The 11,773-nt window shown below is 58.9% G+C and carries 13 protein-coding genes and 2 pseudogenes; 4 read left to right on the plus strand and 11 right to left on the minus strand.

Features of this window, described 5'->3' with window-relative positions; translation table 11 throughout:
• Window positions 1–73: 73 nt before the first annotated feature.
• The 3 genes and pseudogenes from istB to B2J89_RS19725 all read right to left on the minus strand — a co-directional run.
• Window positions 74–877: an IS21-like element ISThsp10 family helper ATPase IstB gene (gene istB, locus B2J89_RS19715; protein WP_169167868.1), complete on the minus strand. Its 804-nt coding sequence runs from the start codon at window positions 875–877 to the stop codon at window positions 74–76.
• Window positions 867–2,393, minus strand: coding sequence for an IS21 family transposase (gene istA / locus B2J89_RS19720; RefSeq protein ID WP_169167869.1), 1,527 nt, complete (start codon window positions 2,391–2,393; stop codon window positions 867–869). The genes istB and istA overlap by 11 nt, the downstream gene beginning before the upstream one ends.
• Before the next feature lie 109 nt (window positions 2,394–2,502).
• A pseudogene (locus tag B2J89_RS19725) lies at window positions 2,503–2,616 on the minus strand (DUF72 domain-containing protein); the annotation flags it as partial.
• Between the two features lie 84 nt (window positions 2,617–2,700).
• On the opposite strand from B2J89_RS19725, the gene B2J89_RS19730 reads away from it, so the two are divergent.
• Window positions 2,701–3,009, plus strand: a complete 309-nt coding sequence (locus B2J89_RS19730) for a hypothetical protein (protein ID WP_169170589.1) — start codon at window positions 2,701–2,703, stop codon at window positions 3,007–3,009.
• Complete coding sequence (locus tag B2J89_RS19735; RefSeq protein WP_169170590.1) at window positions 3,006–3,383, plus strand: hypothetical protein; 378 nt, start codon at window positions 3,006–3,008, stop codon at window positions 3,381–3,383. The genes B2J89_RS19730 and B2J89_RS19735 overlap by 4 nt, the downstream gene beginning before the upstream one ends.
• A 505-nt stretch (window positions 3,384–3,888) precedes the next feature.
• Here the strand turns inward: B2J89_RS19735 and B2J89_RS19740 are convergent.
• The 8 genes from B2J89_RS19740 to B2J89_RS19775 all read right to left on the minus strand — a co-directional run bounded on the left by B2J89_RS19740 (window position 3,889) and on the right by B2J89_RS19775 (window position 10,088).
• The gene (locus B2J89_RS19740; RefSeq protein ID WP_169170591.1) at window positions 3,889–4,770 is read right to left on the minus strand and encodes a hypothetical protein; all 882 of its coding nucleotides are present in this window, start codon (window positions 4,768–4,770) and stop codon (window positions 3,889–3,891) included.
• 589 nt (window positions 4,771–5,359) lie between these two features.
• Window positions 5,360–5,866 carry a hypothetical protein gene (locus B2J89_RS19745; RefSeq protein WP_169170592.1) on the minus strand — a complete coding sequence of 169 codons (507 nt, stop codon included), beginning with the start codon at window positions 5,864–5,866 and terminating at the stop codon, window positions 5,360–5,362.
• A gap of 359 nt (window positions 5,867–6,225) precedes the next feature.
• Window positions 6,226–6,963: a hypothetical protein gene (locus B2J89_RS19750; RefSeq protein ID WP_169170593.1), complete on the minus strand. Its 738-nt coding sequence runs from the start codon at window positions 6,961–6,963 to the stop codon at window positions 6,226–6,228.
• A 420-nt stretch (window positions 6,964–7,383) separates the two neighbouring features.
• Window positions 7,384–7,929, minus strand: a complete 546-nt coding sequence (locus B2J89_RS19755) for a DUF4124 domain-containing protein (protein ID WP_169170594.1) — start codon at window positions 7,927–7,929, stop codon at window positions 7,384–7,386.
• Window positions 7,926–8,048 carry a YHYH domain-containing protein gene (locus B2J89_RS19760; RefSeq protein ID WP_169170595.1) on the minus strand — a complete coding sequence of 41 codons (123 nt, stop codon included), beginning with the start codon at window positions 8,046–8,048 and terminating at the stop codon, window positions 7,926–7,928. The genes B2J89_RS19755 and B2J89_RS19760 overlap by 4 nt, the downstream gene beginning before the upstream one ends.
• A gap of 75 nt (window positions 8,049–8,123) precedes the next feature.
• On the minus strand, window positions 8,124–8,987 hold the full coding sequence (locus B2J89_RS19765; protein WP_169170596.1) for a DNA/RNA non-specific endonuclease: 864 nt from the start codon (window positions 8,985–8,987) through the stop codon (window positions 8,124–8,126).
• 260 nt (window positions 8,988–9,247) lie between these two features.
• Complete coding sequence (locus tag B2J89_RS19770; RefSeq protein WP_240965096.1) at window positions 9,248–9,715, minus strand: DUF1810 domain-containing protein; 468 nt, start codon at window positions 9,713–9,715, stop codon at window positions 9,248–9,250.
• An 85-nt stretch (window positions 9,716–9,800) separates the two neighbouring features.
• On the minus strand, window positions 9,801–10,088 hold the full coding sequence (locus tag B2J89_RS19775) for an H-NS family nucleoid-associated regulatory protein (protein WP_169170598.1): 288 nt from the start codon (window positions 10,086–10,088) through the stop codon (window positions 9,801–9,803).
• 221 nt (window positions 10,089–10,309) lie between these two features.
• Between B2J89_RS19775 and B2J89_RS22860 the strand changes: the two are divergent.
• Both B2J89_RS22860 and B2J89_RS19785 read left to right on the plus strand, forming a co-directional pair.
• Window positions 10,310–10,586 (plus strand): annotated as a pseudogene (locus B2J89_RS22860) (NYN domain-containing protein); the annotation flags it as partial.
• Between the two features lie 61 nt (window positions 10,587–10,647).
• Window positions 10,648–11,735, plus strand: a protein-coding gene (locus tag B2J89_RS19785) for an IS3 family transposase (protein ID WP_169167971.1) whose coding sequence is annotated in 2 segments (ribosomal slippage) — window positions 10,648–10,900 and window positions 10,900–11,735 — 1,089 coding nt in all. Because the reading frame shifts where the segments join, the coding sequence is not laid out codon by codon here.
• Window positions 11,736–11,773: the final 38 nt, after the last annotated feature.

An 11,773-nucleotide genomic window follows, 5' to 3' on the forward strand; every position in this document is an offset into this window, starting at 1 on the left:
TGTTGATTTCCACGCAAACCTGACCCACCATTTCCATCGCGATCTGACCCACCCTTTTGCGTGAACTCGATGCTCACGTTGTGGATAAGTTCTTGGCTGTCTTCTCCTTCTTGGTGGTCTGTGGTGGTTGTTGTGCCGAGCTGTTCTTGAACCGGAAGCTATCGTTGCCGGTCTCCAGAATATGGCAGTGATGCGTGAGCCGGTCCAGCAGGGCCGTGGTCATCTTCGCGTCTCCGAACACACTGGCCCATTCGCTGAAGCTCAGGTTGGTGGTGATCACGACGCTGGTGCGCTCGTACAGTTTGGACAACAGATGGAACAGCAACGCGCCCCCTGAAGCACTGAACGGCAGGTAACCCAGTTCATCGAGGATCACCAAGTCAGCGTAGGCCAGGCGGTGGGCCAACTGTCCGCTCTTGCCGTTGGCCTTCTCCTCCTCCAATGCATTGACCAACTCCACGGTGGAGAAGAACCGCACCCTGCGACGATGGTGCTCAATGGCTTGCACCCCGAGGGCTGTGGCGATGTGGGTCTTGCCCGTACCCGGCCCACCCACCAGCACCACATTGTTAGCGTTCTCCAGGAACTCGCACCGATGCAACTGCCGCACCAGAGCTTCGTTCACCTCGCTGTGGCCGAAGTCAAAGCCAGCCAGGTCTCGGTACGCAGGGAACCTGGCCACCTTCAACTGGTAGGCCACCGAGCGCACTTCCCGCTCGGCGGTCTCAGCCTTGAGCAGCTGGGACAGGATCGGCTGGGCGGCCTCGAAGGCCGGAGCGCCTTGTTCGGCCAGTTCCGCAACAGCCTGGGCCATGCCATGCATCTTGAGCTCGCGCAGCATGATCACGATGGAAGCGATGGCAGGGTCATGACGCATAGCGCACCTCCCTCAATTGGTCGTAGCGAAGCACATTGGCCTGGGGTTCCACCGCCAGCTTGAGGGCCTGCGGCGATGTGACCGGTGCTGGAGCGGGCTTACCATCCAGCAGGCGGTGCAGCACGTTCAGGATGTGGGTCTTGCTGGCAGCTCCCGACTCCAGGGCCAGCTCCACTGCAGCGAGCACAGCCTGTTCGTCGTGGTGCAGCACCAGTGCCAGTACCTCCACCATCTCCCGGTCGCCGCCGGGTTGCTTGAGCAAGGTGGCCTGCAGTCGCTTGAAGGCCGCTGGCAGTTCCAGGAAGGGAGCTCCATTGCGCAAGGCGCCGGGCTTGCGCTGCAGCACTGCCAGGTAGTGGCGCCAGTCGTACACGGTCTGACCCGCACCATGGTGGTTACGCTCGATCAGGCGCTGGTGCTCGCACACGATCTGGCCTTCGGCGGCAATCACCAGGCGATCCGCGTAGACCCGCAGGCTCACCGGCCGATTGGCATACGGCGCCGGGACGCTGTAGCGATTGCGCTCGAAGTGGACCAGGCAGGTGGGCGAGACTCGCTTGGTGTGCTCCACAAAGCCATCGAAGGGCCGGGGCATCGGCATCAAGGCTGCCTTCTCTTGAGCCCAGACATCCGCGACGGTGCCCGGCAGCTTGCCGTGCTCGATCGCGTGCCACAGCGCCACGCAGCGCTCTTCAAGCCAGGCATTGAGATCGGGCAGGCTTGCGAATGGCGGCACCACCTGCCACAGGCGATGGCGGGCATCGCGCACGTTCTTCTCCACCTGGCCCTTCTCCCAGCCAGAAGCGGGGTTGCAGAACTCTGCCTCGAACAGGAAGTGGCTGACCATGGCCGCAAAGCGCGCATTAACGTCGCGCTCCTTGCCACGGCGCACCCGGTCTACGGCGGTGCGCATGTTGTCGTAGATGCCACGACGGGGCACGCCACCCAGGACTGCGAATGCATGGTTGTGGGCATCGAACAGCATCTCGTGCGTCTGCAGTGGGTAGGCGCGCAGGTAGAACGCTCGGCTGTGGCTGAGCTTGAAGTGGGCTACCTGCAGCTTGGTGCGCACGCCGGCGAGAAAAGCCCAGTCCTCGCTCCAGTCGAACTGGAAGGCCTCACCCGGGCCGAAGGCCAGGGGCACGAAGGTGCCGCGGCCAGTGGTCTGCTGGGCCAAAAGGCGCTGCTCGTGCCAGAGGCGGGCAAAGGCCGCAACGCGGTTGTAGGAGCCCGGATAGCCCAGGGCCTGCAGATCCACGTACATCTGCTTGACGGTGCGCCGCTGCTTGCGGGATCGGCCAGCTTCCGTCTTGAGCCAGCCGGCGAGCTTCAAGGCGAAGGGATCGAGCTTGGATGGACTGATCCGCTTGGCATAGTGCGGCTCGGCCTCGCCAGCGCGCAGGTACTTGCGGATGGTGTTGCGCGAGAGGCCCGTGCGGCGGGCGATCTCCCGGATGGACAGCTGCTCTCGCAGGGCCCAGCGCCTGATGACACTCAGTGTTGCCACGTCTATCACTCCTGGTCTCCTGCTGCTTAACAAAGCAGCAGGTTAGGGTTAGTACGTGGATCAGATTTAGATGGAAATCCTGGGGGTTAGTGGGTCACTTCTGCGTGGAAATCAACAGCGAGGCGTAAAAGCGCAGCCGCGCCTCGGGCGACTTGGCGCTTGCGGGGTAGAACCTGCCGCACTCGAGCAGCGTCTTGTCCGTCCAGGATGCCGTTCCGACCAGCAACGCCATGGCGCACCTCCTTGCGTGCATCGTAGCTGCGGGATTCCTCAAAAGACTGTATATTTATACAGCCTTCATTGCAGGAGAAGCACCATGCAAGCCATCGAATGCACCTACACCGTCACCTTGCGTGACTATCCGGAGCAGCTTCCCGCCACCGAGCGCATCGCCGCCGAGGCGCGCTATGCCCGGGAACTCGAGAAGCAGCTGGGCGGCCCCGAGCAGGTGGCCGCTGCCCTGGACACGATGGCAAGCCTCGAGGAATCCCCACCCCAGCAGCTCTCGCCGGGCGACCTCACCCTGCTCAAGGCCTGGGGCAAGGCCAGCGTCGCAGCCCGGCAGGCCGGGTTCCGGGGCCTCGCCGAAGCGAGCAGTGCGTACTTTGACGTGTGGCTGCCATGAGGGTCGAGATTTGCTACCGCTGGCGCATCCAATCCCCGGCAGGCCGGTGGTTTACGACACGCCACAGCGCGTCCGAAGAGGCGATCCGCAAAGAGCATCCCGAGGCAATGCCCGTGGAGGGCTCGCGCACCGAGCGAATCATCCTGGACCAGCCTGCGGAACTGGTGTGCGCGGGTTTTCACAGCCCGCACGCCACACCCTCGGTGCTGATCTGGCCGTGCTCCATTCCTGGCCGTGAGGGGCGCATTCCGCTGGGCGGGCAGGTGAGCGACTACACGGTCACGCAGGACGGCGAAAACTGGGTTGTGATGCTCCACGGCACGACGCTGATGTACCGCGGCGCAGGGCCGGTCCGTGTCGAGGCAGCGCCATGACGGCACCTTGGGACTACCCGACCCTGCCTGCGTGCCTGCCCGCACAGGTGGGACTGCGTTTTCGAAAGAAACCGTGCTGCCGCTTGAGCCTCAGGCTTATGCGATTGAGCAGGACGGCGAGGTCTGGCGCGTCACGGTCAGGCACACGGGCGAAGTGATCTATGCGGGGCCGGGGCCAGTAGCACTGGTGGCCTCGCCGGCACCCTTCTGAACTTCAGGGAAGGGTACGGTCGGTTTTCAATTTGATGGTCGGCTAACGACCCGTTGCTGCTGTTCGACGTACCGATAGCGAAAACCGGTTTGCAGCGGTAGCTGCCAGTGAGCCTCTGGCGCTGGCGGACAGCTCTCGGCGAAGAGCTGCCGGTGGAGGCCGGAAATAACGGTCACTCAAGGCCCAAGGTAAGCGGCGCCGGAAGGGTGCGGTGAGTGCACGACACCAACAATGGCCATGAAAATTCCGAAGGCATTGCCCTTATTTGCGTCCGCTTGACCGACCAGTTAGACATTACGTGCTAATGGTATGTATGGGGCGGTGTTGTTCAAAGTACCCCTTGAGCCAAGCGTAGCGAATGGCGAGCTTGTTATCTATTTGAGCGGAATATTCTGAGTATTGTTCCGCTATGTATTTGCATGCCATTTCATACAAGCTTGGAGGCTCATCTTCTCCGCTCAGAACCAAATCTTTGAAGTCTTGCCCAAGATAATTAATTATGGAGTAACCATCTTTATCGGTTGCTGTCATTTTTAGGCAATACACAGCCAGGTTCCGATTGTAGATATTTATCTTGTCATTGAGGTCGAGTGATTCTTGAAGATGGGATTTAAGGTAAGTGATAACATGTGGGCCGACAACCACTCTTGGGTATTGGGCCACCGTGCTTTCAAGGATGTAGCTATTCGCTACGACTGCCCCATATAATTCATTGTCATGCAACTCCACCCCCCACGATACTTCGATTGCGCCTCTAATGGGTGTCCCGCTGGCCAACCCAAGCAAGCACAAGGTGCCACTTAGCATGAATATCTCCATGACGGCATTCATTGGGCATTTCAATTTATCTGTTGCGAGGGAGTGGTATAAAACCAATCCATCAGACCATCGTTGTTGCTTTGGCTTTGCTGCCTTCATTTCCTCATAGGTCGCCAATTCGCTTTCAGGAATTTGATCTCTCATCGAGAATTTTTCTGTTCCTCGCATAAGGTGCGCGGCTCGATTTTGCAGTTCGTTTATTGCGCCTATGGCCTTATATGCAGATTCAGTGAATCGCTCATAAGCCTGGATGTCCGCTTTGTCTGGCATTATTGATTGGCCTTGCAAGAGATTTTTCTGCCCAAGCAGGTCTATGAAACATGCACAGTAGTTGGAGAGCGCGGGATTTGCTTGCATGGGGGGGAATTTCTAACGTAATGTATTCTGCGGAAAATGCGGGATAAATTGGGCGGTGCGGGATATTATGGACACTGATTCCCCCTGGTATTGGCTTGCAGTCTAGGCGTGCACCCGCCTCACTGTGCAAATATTTAGGTATAGAAAATCTTGAAAACCCGGCACGCTTGCATTGGAGAAACTATAGCTTGCGAAGCGGTGGAGTCTGGGCACCCTCAGGGAAAATTCCGCGCCGGCTGACTTGCCGGGCAAGCGTGCATTACAGACCGCTTTGGAGTGCGATGCCCACCGTCGCCTTCGGGCCCTTAGCCGTCCAAGAGCCTGATGCCAACTAGCGACGGCTGTCAGCCTTGACCTGCCCCCTTGATGCACTCGCTCGGATGACTGGAGTCGGCCAGGAACTGACGGCCAACCAGTAGAAAAGCAGTCGCTCAACGTTCGAGTTGACAGGCAAGCAGCGGCATTGCGCCGCGAGACGTATGCTTCCGCGCACGGCGCACGGCGCACGGCTCACGGCTCACGGCTCACGGCGCAATGCTGCTGCGTGTCCGCGTCGAACGATCTGTGAGGCCGCACGTCAGCCCTGCTACTAGGTGCGAAAGACATCGCGGTTGTCATACAGATCATCGTAAACAACCACGAATCGAACGCGTTCCATGAGACGTGCAAGTTCTCCCTGCTCCTCGAATACCACCGGGCGAAAGAGCAAGCGAGCAATTCTGATGGTCGCACCAGGAGGGATTGCCGTTCCCTCACCGGGAAGTCCCTGCCCCGCCACTCGGCAACCCCAATCATCCGGAAGCAACTTCTCTACCAAAGCCTCGACTGCTGATCTGCCATCCGGGGATTCGAAATGGCAGCCATCCAGAGTGAAATAGCGCTCTCGAACTATCGCAGGGCCGACGCCAAAGTTGGACAGCGCAACGATTACTTCAAAAGCCTGGTGTGTATTGTTTCGCGTAGTACCCCAGGACAGAAATGGCTTGACGCTTAGACGGCTATGCTTATGGGCCACCCACGTCTGCCAAGCAGTTGTGAAGAACGCAAGGGCGGCGACGACGACCGAGGCGGTAGCAATAATGTCTGAGTTGCTCACGTTTCTTGGATTGTCTGTGCGCTCAAACTAATTTAGATCGCAGAACCGGCGGAATAAAAACGGACGATGCGGGATATTCTGGTCATGATTTCCTCCTGAATACGGCTTGCGGCTTGGGTTTTTGGATGATGCACTATGGAAACGCACAGATATAAAAATTCCGTCAAACCAGGCACTCTTTTTTTGCAGTCAATATAGCTTGGGATGCGTGTAGCATGTGTCCATGCCGAATAATTTCCGCCCTATTGAAAAATGCTCAGATGGCTGCTTCAGATCACTGATCTGAAGGTCTCTTCAGGGCCCAACGCGGCTATTCGGGAGGGCCAAAGAGCGGCGCGGGATGCGCGCCTACGTTTAAATCAATATCCTACTGAGCGAGAGAGCGGCTTACGGGATTTCAACTGACTAATCTTTCCTTCCAATGTCCATTTGCTTTGCTCGAGCATTTGCTCATCGTGCCGAGAGACGATTTCCCAAATCGAACTGCGAAAATGTTTACTTGGGGATTGAATCAATAATTCAATGCAATTCATCAACACTTCGGTGGCATTTTTCATCACGGAAAGCTGGACGACATCTAGCTCACCAATTTTTCTGGATAAATCGGAATTAATGGCAGTGTTTTCGCGATTGAGTGCAACGACCCACTGTCCATGTGCCATTTTGTTTCGAAGAAGCGCCGGACCTTCGATGTAGGTCACTACGAGTCTTGTCAAGCTTTGACGTATATTTGCCAAGTCGCCGGCTGCCTTCGCTGCGGGGACACGCATAATACCCAGTTCCAGACATTTCTTCCACGCTTCCGCAATACCGTTATCCTTCTTGTGCTGTTGGATTTGCCTGATGGTTGAACCATCAAAGCCTCGCGGCGTATGAATTAGCTTGAGGAACGCAGATTCAGCCCACGAACAATACAGTAGCCCTAAAAGTTGAGTATGCGTCTTGAGGCTGGTCTGATTGCCAGAGACCAAATCTCTATTTATAGTGCGCAGCAGATGAACCCACGAAGAATTCAAGTCGCGCACATTTTTTACTTGAGCGCTGAAGATTAATTGAATCTGCGCATCGGCGAGTACGGCGGGAATTTGGGTTGCCAAAGGATACTCTAATATAAAAATTGACGCGGAATGTCCTTTGGCAACCTGGAATCGAACCAGGAACTCTCACATGAAGTGAGCGCTTTAACCATAATAAGCTACTGCCCTAAGAGTATGTTACCGCAATACGCGATAGCGTTTTCGTAATGGAGCAAATATCCGTTGGGAAGGCCCTGGAGGCACTCCAGGTCGGGTAGAACGAGTCTTTCGTGTGTCGGCTTGTGGCCGAGTTCCGAAGTTCGCCAGCTACCGAAATCTACCCATTGCTGACCTTCGGGTTACCACGGCAGGTGCTCGTGTGACCGGCATGCTTCAAGCAAGATCACTGGAATGGCGGCCTGGGCTGCAAAGGCTGCAGTTGCCGCAGCGGTGCCGAACATCCATCGCTGCACTATCCGCTCCTTTGACTGGCATATGCGCTCAACACCTCAACCTGAACTGGTGATCCCGCGCCTCTTTTCGTTCCCGTCTGACCCAGTCGAGGTCGTAATAACGGCTTCCTGCTCGTCCCATGCTGTCGAGCATCTTGACGCGCTCATCGAGTGCCGAGCATTCGGCCGTTCGGTTCGGCATGGGCTGGCGCTGCGCGGCCGCCGGTTGTGGCGCAGAGGGGGTGAGGGCTTGCGCCTGATTGCGCTGGTGCTGGGCATGACGCACCTGGTCGTCCCAGCCCATGTTCGCGGGCACGCTCTCGGTGCGCTCGATAAACGCATTGTGTTTATGGCAATGTGCACTCGACCAGAACATGCCGCCACCGTGGCTTTGGCATAGGTAGATGGTCTTGGTGCCGCCACCACTTGGCCCACCCTCGACGCTGACCGGCGCTGACGTGTCCACGGCGCGACCGCCTTTGCAAGCCTCCTGGCTGTAGGTGTTGCCGCAGCGGTAGACCTGGGCGTGCACCGCCGAAGAGATCAGCAGAAGCGCCGCGCATGCGGCGTTGCGCGTGAAACTCAAGCCGATCAATGGCAGTGACGGGCGCCTGTTTTGTGGTCCATATGGCAGCCTTGCTTGTCGGTTCCACCCGAGTGGGCCTGCGCCAAGCCGGCGGCCAGCAAAGCGATGATGGTGATGATGGTTTTCATGCCGTCCTCGTTGGCTGTGACGACATGTTACACATCAAACTTACAGCAGCCTTCCGCGTTTGCCACCTGGCGAGTTCACCTCACTTCTACACCCGGCAGCAGCTCCATCCCGACGCGTTGCTCGAGCTCACCATAGCTGATCGGTCGCCCCGCACGGGCGTCATCTGCATTCGGCTGCCAGTGTGCCCATGCGCGTTTGGTTTCTGCGTCGTAGACCAGCTTGAACAGGTGCGTGGGCACGGCGACCTGGTTGCTGCCAATGGCTGAACCGCCGGGCGCGAACACCGGCCCAGTGATGACGAACACATCGCCTTTGGCGCGCATCACGTAGTGCCGCGTGTCGGCTTCGATCTTGGCCCAGGGGCCGCTGTTCTGCCGCGGGTTCTGCGGAACCATGTTGGCGAGCGAAAAACTCTGCGCCATCGCAGCCGGCGTAGGCATGTCGCCAGCTGGAGCCATGTGACCTCGCGACCAGCCTGAGCCTTTGTAGTCGCTGAGCTCTGCGCGCTCGGCCCGCGGCAAGCGTGCGTCCGCGAAGAACTTGTCGGTGCGCTGCTCGTCCCTGGCAGCCTCGATGCTCGCACGGTTGAGCCGTTGTGCGACAAAGACCGGCGTGCGCGTGTTGCCGCTGTGCAGGACTGCGAATGCGTCGTAGCAAAGCTCGCGCAGCTTGGGTGCGCTCGGCGTTGCGGGTGCAATGCCGCCGGCAAAGAACTGCGGGCATCCCTTAAAGCTGGTTGCCGCCGCGGCAACCGGCCGCTCGAGCGCTGGAAAGGACGGCAGCGACTGCGGGGTAGGCAAGAAGCCGCAGCTCGACGCCTGGAATGCAACGACGCCAGCGGCGCCAAGCCAGAGGACTGTGCGGCGGATGGTGCTGGCGATGCCGCTGGCTCGGCTGCGGCGGGTGGTGGACTTGCGAGGCTTCTTTTTCTTGGTCATCGGGGCGGGATGCTAACCGGCTGGGCACACTTGCTCGCGATGACGGTGACGCCGTGTCTCGAAGACGCCGACGCCGTGCTCGCGTCGCTCGATAAGCCCTGAATTTGCCTTCGTGATCTGCAACCGAGCGGGTTGTCCCTGGAGCACCGAGCCGACGCTCCCCCGGTTGTGCCGAAGGGGGACTGCGCGGAGCGGACCGGAGTGGCTGGCGACGACACCACCGCTGCTTGCCGCGAGCGCCGTCGTCGCCATCGCCGTCGTTATTGGCGGTTCATCTTGGTGCCAGGGGCGTTCTGCAAAGGTCTGGGCGCGGCTGTTCGAGCCCATATCTCTCGGGTTCGCAGGTCGGGGCCATCCGGATAAAACGCGTCCAGCACGTCGGTAAAAACACACTCGCCCGGTGCCGCCAAAGCAAAAAGCGTCATGCAGGAGCGCAGCTTCATGTCGTCGGGCGAGCCGAAGATTTCATGCGCGGTTTTGTGCCTGTGCTCCAACACGCTCTGGGAGCACTGCTTCAAGCGCATGCCGAGAACGGCATGCCGCGCATATTCTTGGGCCTCCGCTTGCGATGCGATGCCATAAAACTGGGCTGTAGCGCTGCGGCCCAGTTCCTTGAGCTGCGGGAAGATGAACCACATCCAATGGCTGGTTTTCTTGCCCGCATGCAGTTCTGCCAAGACTTGTTCGTAAACAGGTTCTTGCGCTGTGAGAAATCGCTGCAGCGGCATCATTGCCTCCTCGCCAAAAGGCCGCCCATCAGAAAGAGCGGCTTTGCGTAACTTTCCTTCGGCGCAGAGGCAACGCCTCGCCGCCTCAGATAGCGAACTGCGCGCGGTCTTGGCCCGCGATCCACAGCGGCGGCTTGCCGCGCCCTGTCCAGGTGGCGCCAGTGGCTGGGTCGCGGTATTTCGGTGCCACGGTGCCGGTGGGCTTGCCTGCACGGCTTGCCTTCTTAGAAAAAACGTCGCCCTCGTTCAAGCCGTATTGGGCGATCAGTTCACGCGCCTTGGCAATTGCGGCAGAAATTTCCACGTTACGCGCATCGGCAATCTTCTTGTCGAGGGCTTCGCGTTGAGCGAGCAGTTCTTTGTAGGAGGTCATTTGGTCTATCTAAAAAAGATAGCAATTTGAGCATACCTTCTACCGATCAACTCGGCTGTGAGCCATCCCTGTACCTGTTGAGGATCGGCCTTTGACCGAATGGATACCGGACATGTCATATGGCCTATCTTGTAGATAGACGCATAAGCTGAGAATTTGAGACCCATATGTTGAGAAACTTATGGGTTTTTTATATTAGGAAAAATATGAGTGTCAGCGCCATGGGAGGGGAGACACGCGTGGCCGTTCTGGTGGACTGCGACAACACCACGCCTGAGATTCTGGATTTCTCCCTGCGCGCGGTGGCCCAGGTTGGACGCGTGGTGCTGCGGCGTGGTTATGGAAACCACACCACTCTGGCCAATAAATGGCAGGAGGCCCTGGTGTGTCAGGCCTTCACTCCTTGCCTGCAATACCAATACGCCTCCGGAAGAAACCGCCGACATCGCCCTGGCCCTCGATGCCATGGAGGCCATGTTCGACCAGCGGGCTGACACGGTAATCCCCCCGCAAATTCAATGCGCTGAGAAGTAGAGACTCTCACAGGAGAATCTCTACCATGAAGAAATCGCGTTTCACCGACAGCCAGATCATCGACGCGCTCAAGCGGGCTGAGGCCGGTCTGACGGTCCCCGAGCTCTGCCGCGAACTGGGCATCAGCGCGGCGACGTTCTACAAGTGGCGCGCCAAGTTCGGCGGCATGGATGCGTCGCTCATGGCCCGCATGAAGGAGCTGGAGGAGGAGAACCGGCGGCTGCGCAAGATGTACGTCGAGGAGAAACTCAAGGCCGAGGTCGTCGCGGAGGCACTCGCAAAAAAGTGGTGAAGCCATCTCGCCGACGCGAGATGGCGCAACGAGCAGTGCAGCAGCGCGGCCTGTCGATCCGGGCGGCTTGCCAGGCCTTCCAGATCAGCCAGGCCTGCTATCGCTACGAGGCCCGCCGCGGCATCGAGGACGATGAGATCGCCCAGTGGCTGCTGCGCCTGACCGACAACAACCGCAACTGGGGCTTCGGGCTGTGCTTCCTGCACCTGCGCAACGTGCGCCGTTTCCCCTGGAACCACAAGCGCGTGTACCGGATTTACCGGGAGCTGGAACTGAACCTGCGCATCAAGCCGCGCAAGCGCCTAGTGCGCGAGAAGCCCGAGCCGCTGACGGTGCCCGAGCACTGCAACGAGGTCTGGTCGATGGACTTCATGCACGACCAGCTGGAAGACGGCCGCAGCATCCGGCTGCTCAACGTGATCGACGACTTCAACCGCGAGGCCCTGGGCATCGAGGTGGACTTCTCACTGCCGTCGCATCGCGTGATCAGAACGCTGGCGCAGATCATGGCCTGGCGCGGCAAGCCTCAGGTGATTCGCTGCGACAACGGGCCGGAGTACATCAGCGCCACGCTGCTGAACTGGGCTAGCACGCGGGGCATCCACATCGAGCACATCCAGCCTGGCAAGCCCCAACAGAACGCCTATGTGGAGCGCTTCAACAGGACAGTCCGCTACGAGTGGCTGTCGCAGTACCATTGGTCCGGCCTTGATGAGGTCCGGGAGTACGCCACGCAATGGATGTGGCGGTACAACCATGAACGCCCAAACATGGCCTTGGGCGGCATCACCCCGAAACAGCGGCTGGCCATGGTCGCATAGCTCTACTTCTCGGAGCAGCGGATTTCGGGGGGATTACC

The organism is Acidovorax sp. SRB_24, from assembly GCF_012931925.1.

Bases quoted from the DNA above. Each gene is read 5' to 3' on its own strand.
- istB (WP_169167868.1), bottom strand. From the start codon at position 877: ATGCGTCATGACCCTGCCATCGCTTCCATCGTGATCATGCTGCGCGAG.
- B2J89_RS19730 (WP_169170589.1), top strand. From the start codon at position 2,701: ATGCAAGCCATCGAATGCACCTACACCGTCACCTTGCGTGACTATCCG.
- B2J89_RS19735 (WP_169170590.1), top strand. From the start codon at position 3,006: ATGAGGGTCGAGATTTGCTACCGCTGGCGCATCCAATCCCCGGCAGGC.
- B2J89_RS19740 (WP_169170591.1), bottom strand. From the start codon at position 4,770: ATGCAAGCAAATCCCGCGCTCTCCAACTACTGTGCATGTTTCATAGAC.
- B2J89_RS19760 (WP_169170595.1), bottom strand. From the start codon at position 8,048: ATGAAAACCATCATCACCATCATCGCTTTGCTGGCCGCCGGCTTGGCG.
- B2J89_RS19765 (WP_169170596.1), bottom strand. From the start codon at position 8,987: ATGACCAAGAAAAAGAAGCCTCGCAAGTCCACCACCCGCCGCAGCCGA.
- B2J89_RS19770 (WP_240965096.1), bottom strand. From the start codon at position 9,715: ATGCCGCTGCAGCGATTTCTCACAGCGCAAGAACCTGTTTACGAACAA.
- B2J89_RS19775 (WP_169170598.1), bottom strand. From the start codon at position 10,088: ATGACCTCCTACAAAGAACTGCTCGCTCAACGCGAAGCCCTCGACAAG.